This window comes from Micromonospora marina (assembly GCF_900091565.1).
Classification (GTDB): domain Bacteria; phylum Actinomycetota; class Actinomycetes; order Mycobacteriales; family Micromonosporaceae; genus Micromonospora; species Micromonospora marina.
In genome coordinates, this window is record NZ_FMCV01000055.1 from 1 (window position 1) to 6,207 (window position 6,207).

The window sequence follows — 6,207 nt, forward strand, 5'->3', positions numbered from 1 at the left end:
CAGCCGCAGCGACGCGTCCACGAACTCACCGGCCAACGCGTCGAGCACCACGTCCACGCCGCCACCGCCGGTGGCCGCGCCGAACGTCTGCTCGAACTCGGTGGTCCGCGACGACGCGATCCGCTCCCCAGCCACCCCGAGTTCCCGCAACACGCCCCACTTGCCGGGGCTCGCCGTCGCATAGACCGTCGCGCCCCAGTGCCGGGCGAGCTGGATGGCGGCCATACCGACGCCACCCGCCCCGTTGTGGATCAGCACCGACTCGCCGGACCGCAGCCCGGCGAGGTCCCGCAACGCGTAGTACGCGGTCAGGAACACCACCGGCACGGAGGCGGCCTGCGCGAACGACCAGCCGGCGGGGATCTTCGCCACGAGGTCGCGGGTGGCGATCACCTCGGGGGCGAAGGCCGGCTCGAACATGCCGAGCACGCGGTCGCCGGGGGCCAGGTCGGTCACGCCGGGGCCGACCTCGACCACGACACCCGCACCCTCGCTGCCCATCACGGCCGCCGGATCCGGGTACATGCCCAGGCCGATCAGCACGTCCCGGAAGTTCACGCCGGCCGCGCGCACCGCGATGCGCACCTGGCCCGCGTCCAGGGCGGCGGAGGTGGCGGGCACCATGCCGACGCCGTCGAGGGTGCCGGGGCTGACCGCCCCGACCCGCCACAGTCCGTCCGGCGGGACGAGTTCGTCGGCGGCCTGGCCGGCGGGCCGGCCCAGGCGGGGCGTGCGCACCTCGTTGCCGCGTACGGCCACCTGGCCGCCGGTCGGCGACGGGTCCTGGGCCACGGTGGCCAGCACGGCGAGGGTGGCCGGAGTGAGTTCCCCGTCGACGTCGGCGAGGACGATCCGCCCCGGGTGCTCGGACTGGGCCGAGCGCAGCAGGCCCCAGACCGCCGCGCCGGGCAGGTCCCGCACCGCGTCCGCCGGGGTGGCGGCCACCGCCGCCCGGGTCAGCACGACGAGCGTGGTGTCGGCCAGCGCCTCGCTGTCCAGCCAGGAGTGCAGCACGGCCAGGACGCGGGCGGTGGCCGTACGGACGAGGTCGGGCAGGTCGCCCTCCGGGGTGCCGGCGGGCACCGGGACCACGAGCGCGCGGGGCGCCTCGACCGTACCGGCCGAGACCGCCGCGGTCAGCTCGCCGACGGTCGGGAACACCGGCGTGACGAGGTCCGCCGGGGCGGGGCCGTCGCCGAGCAGCACCCAGCCGGAGACGTCCCGCGCCGGGGTGACCGTCTCGGCCTGCCACGTCACCTCGAACATCGACCGCTCCGCGGCCTCCGCGCCGGTGGCGTCGGTCATCTCCCGCAGGGCGAGCGACTCGACTGACACCACGGGCACGCCGGACTCGTCCCCGGCCACCAGCCGGACGCGCGAGCCCGTCCGGGTCAGCCGCACCCGCAGCGTCCGGGCGCCGGAGGCGTGCACCTGCACGCCCTCGAACGTGAACGGCACGCGCGGTTTGCCGGCGCGCTCGGCCAGCAGCAGCCCGACGGGGTGCAGGGCGGCGTCCAGCAGCGCCGGGTGCACGGCGAAGCCGTCGGCGTCGCCGGCTGCCTCGTCCGGCAGGGTCACCTCGGCGTACACCTCGTCGCCGGCGGTCCACAGCCGCCGCAGGCCCCGGAACGCCGGTCCGTAGGCCAGGCCGCGCTCCGCGAGCGCCGGATACCAGCCGGCGAGGTCCACCTCGGTGCCTCCGGCCGGCGGCCAGGAGCCCAACACCGGCTCGTCGGTGGCCTGCTCCAGCAGACCGTCGGCGTGCCGCGTCCAGGGGTCCTCGGGGTCGCCGTCGGGCTGCGAGTGCACCGCCACGCTCCGGGTTCCGGAGCCGTCGGCCGCACCGACGCGGACCTGCACGCGGATCGCGCCCGGGTTCGGCAGCACCAGCGGCGCGGCGACGGTCAGTTCCCGCACCCGGGAGGCGCCGACCTCGTCACCGGCGCGCACCGCGAGCTCGACGAGGGCCGTGCCCGGCAGCACCACGGCGCCGCCGACCACGTGGTCGGCGAGCCACGGGTGCGTGGACGCCGACAGCCGGCCGGTCAGCACGACCTCGTCGTCGCCGGCGAGGCGCACCGCCGCGCCGAGCAGCCCGTGCCCTGCCGCGCCCAGCCCCGCGCCCGACACGTCGCCGGTGGCGGAACGGTCGACCGCCGGCCAGAACCGGTCCCGCTGGAAGGCGTACGTAGGCAGGTCGACAGGGGTGGCGCCGGAGCCGGCAAAGGTGCGCGACCAGTCGACGGGCACGCCGGCGACGTGCAGCTCGCCCAGGTTGGCCAGTAGCTGACGCGGCCCGTGCCCGTCGCGGCGCAGCGAGCCCACCACCACGCCGCCGTCGGCCTTCCGGTCGAGCGCGTCCTGCACCGCGATCTTGAGTACGGGGTGCGGGCTGACCTCGACGAACGTCCGGAAGCCCTGCTCGATCAGCTGGTCCACGACCGGCGCGAGCCGGACTGGCTCCCGCAGGTTGCGGTACCAGTAGTCGGCGTCGAGCCCGGCGGTGTCGATCGGCTCGCCGGTGACTGTGGAGTGGAAGGGCACGGTGCTGGAGCGGGGGGCCACAGTGCCGAACCGGGCGGTCACCTCGTCACGGATCGGATCGACGTGGCCGCTGTGCGCGGCGAAGTCGACGGCGATCTGCCGGGCGCGGATGTCGCGCTCGGCACAGTGCGCGAGCAGTTCGGCGACCGACGCCGAGTCGCCGGCGACCACTGTCACGGCGGCGCCGTTGAGGGCGGCGACGGAGAGGCTGCCCCGCCACGGCGCGATGAGCCGCTCGGTGTCGACGGCCGGGAGCGGCACGGAGACCATGCCGCCGCGACCCGCGATCGACAGCAGGCCGTGGCTGCGCGCCACGACGAGCCGCGCGGCTTCGGCGAGGGTCAACGCGCCGGCGACGCAGGCCGCGGCGAGTTCCCCCTGCGAATGCCCGATGACGGCGGCCGGTTCGACGCCGCACGCGCGCCAGAGCTGCGCGAGGGACACCATGACGGAGAAGAGCGCGGGCTGGACCACGTCCACCCGGTCCAGGGGCGGCGCGCCGGGCGCCTGCCGCAGCACGTCCCCCAGGTTCCAGTCGACCAGCCGGGACAGCTCCTCGGCGCATTCGTCCATCCGCTGCCGGAAGACCGGCGAGGTCTCCAACAGGTCCAGCGCCATCGACGTCCACTGGGAGCCCTGGCCGGGGAAGACGAAGACGACCTTCGACGCGGCGTCCACGCCCGCCGGGGAGGTGTCGCCGTCGGCGAGGGCGGCCAGCCGGGCGAGCGCGTCGTCCCGGCCGGCGGCCACGACGACCGCGCGGTACGGGTGGTGCGCCCGCTGGGTGGCCAGGGAGAAGCCGAGGTCCCGCGGGTCGAGGTCGGCGTCGCCGGCGAGCCGTTCGCCGAGGCGGGCGGCCTGCGCCCGGAGCGCGCGGGGGCTCCGGCCGGAGACCGGCAGGGGTACGGCGGCGGGGCCGACAAGGCCGGGAACGTGCCCCGCCGGCACCGGCGTCGGGGCCGGCTCGCCGGGCGCCTGCTCGATGATGGTGTGCGCGTTGGTGCCGCTGATGCCGAACGACGACACGGCGGCCCGGCGGGGCCGGTCGACGGCGGGCCACGGCCGGGCCTCGGTGAGCAGGGCGACGGCTCCGGCACTCCAGTCGACGTGGGGCGAGGGCTCGTCCACGTGCAGGGTCGGCGGCAGCACGCCGTGCCGCATCGCCAACACCATCTTGATCACGCCGGCCACACCGGCGGCCGCCTGGGAGTGGCCGATGTTCGACTTGATCGAGCCGAGCCGGAGCGGCTCGCCGGCGGCACGGTCCTGGCCGTAGGTGGCCAGCACCGCCTGCGCCTCGATCGGGTCGCCGAGGACGGTGCCGGTGCCGTGCGCCTCGACCGCGTCCACGTCGGCCGGGGCGAGCCGCGCGTTCTCCAGGGCCTGGCGGATGACCCGCTGCTGCGACGGGCCGTTCGGCGCGGTCAGCCCGTTGGACGCGCCGTCCTGGTTGACGGCGGAGCCGCGCAGCACGGCGAGCACCCGGTGTCCGTTGCGTCGGGCGTCGGAGAGGCGCTCCACGAGCAGCATGCCGACGCCCTCGGACCAGCCGGTGCCGTCCGCGCCGGCGGCGAACGCCTTGCACCGCCCGTCCGGGGCGAGGCCGCCCTGCCGGGAGAACTCGGAGAACATGCCGGGCTGCGCCATCAACGCCACCCCGCCGGCCAGGGCCATGTCGCACTCGCCGCCGCGCAGCGCCTGGGCGGCGAGGTGCAGCGCCACCAGCGACGAGGAGCAGGCGGTGTCGACGGTGACCGCCGGGCCTTCGAGGCCGAACATGTAGGCGACCCGCCCGGAGGCGACGCTGCCCGCCGTGCCGGTCAGCAGGTGCCCCTCGAGGCCGTCCAGGTCGTCGCGTCCGCTGGTGGCGTAGCCGGACGAGGCGGCGCCGACGAAGACACCGGTGGCGGTGCCGCTGAGGGCGGCGGGGTCGATGCGGGCGTATTCGAAGCTCTCCCAGGCGGTCTCCAGCAGCAGCCGCTGCTGCGGGTCCATGGCGAGAGCCTCACGGGGGCTGATGTTGAAGAAGCCGGCGTCGAAGTCGGCCGCGTCGTAGAGGAAGCCGCCCTGGTGGGTGACGGTGCCGCCGGCCTGGTCGCCGTCCGTGCCGTACAGCCGGTCGAGGTCCCAGCCGCGGTCCGCCGGGAACTCGCCGATGGCGTCGGCCCCGGAGGTGACGAGCTGCCACAGCTGCTCCGGGGTGGCGACGCCGCCGGGGTAGCGGCAGGCCATGCCGATGATGGCGATCGGCTCGTCGGCGTCGGCGGTGACGACCGTACGGACGGTGGCGCCGGCGCCCGTGGCCCGGCCGAGCTGCGCGAACAGGTGCTCGGCCAGCCGGGCCGGGGTGGGATGGTCGAAGGCCAGCGTGGCGGCCAGCCGCAGCCCGGTGGCCGCACCGAGGCGGTTGCGCAGTTCCACCGACGTCAGCGAGTCGAAGCCCAGGTCCTTGAAGGCGCGGGCGGCGGGAACCTCCTGCGCCGAGGCGTGCCCCAGCACCGTGGCGGCCTGGCCGCAGACCAGGTCGACGAGTGCCTGCCGGGCGTCGGCCTCGGACAGGCCGTCGAGCCGCTCGCGCCACGACGCGCCGCCGGTCGACCGGTCGGTGGCGGTGCGGCGCCGGCCGCCGCCGCGCAGCAGGTGCCGCATCAGCGGCGGCACGCCGCTCGCCTCGCCGGTGACGTGGAGGCGGGCCGCGACGAGGACCGGTCGGGCCGCCGGCACGGCGGCGTCGAAGAGTTCGGCGCCCTCGGCCGGGGAGAGCCGGCTCATCCCGACGCGCCGCAGCCGCTGCTGGTCGTCGCCGTCGAGGTGGGCGGTCATCGTGCTGTCGGTGGCCCACATGCCCCAGGCGATGCTGGTGGCGGGCAGCCCCTGCTCACGCCGGTGCCGGGCGAGGGCGTCGAGGAACGCGTTCGCGGCCGCGTAGTTGCCCTGCCCCGGCGAGCCGAGGGTGGCCGCCACCGACGAGAACAACACGAACGCCGACAGGTCCAGGTGCCGCGTGGCCTCGTGCAACGCCCAACCGGCGTCCACCTTCGGCGCCAGCACCGCACGCAGGGCGGAACCGTCAAGCGAACCGATGGTCGCGTCGGCGATCACCCCGGCGGTGTGCACCACCGCCGTCAGCGGGTGCACCGGGTCGATCCCGGCGACCAGCTCGGTGACCTGCGCGGGGTCGCTGACGTCGACGGCCACGGCGGTGACGTCGGCGCCCGCGTCGGTCAGTTCCCGGACCAGGGTGGCGTACGCGTCGTCCCGGCCGGGTGCGCGGCGGGAGGCCAGCAGCAGACGGCGGGCCTGGCCGGTGGCGACGAGGTGCCGCGCGAGCACGCCGGCCAGGGTCCCGGCCGCGCCGGTGAGCAGCACGGTGCCGTCGGGGTCGGCGGGCGCGGGGATACGCAGCACCACCTTGCCGACGTGGCGGGCCTGGCTGACGTGCCGCAGCGCCTGCCGGGCCTGACGCACGTCCCACGCCCGTACGGGCAGCGGACGCAGCGCGCCCCGCGCGAAGAGGTCGAGGATCTCGGTCAACATCTCGCCGATGCGGGTGCTGCCCGCCTCGTTCAGGTCGAACGCGCGGTACGCCACGCCCGGGTGGTCGGCGGCAACCGCCTCCGGGTCGCGTACGTCGGCCTTGCCCATCTCCACGAACCGGCCACC

At 76.2% G+C, this 6,207-nt stretch carries 1 protein-coding gene; it reads right to left on the reverse strand.

Annotation, left to right across the window (positions count from 1 at the left end; genetic code table 11):
- Positions 1–6,207, reverse strand: a 6,207-nt coding sequence (locus GA0070215_RS27670; RefSeq protein ID WP_141708285.1) for a type I polyketide synthase, incomplete at both ends; no start/stop codon positions are given.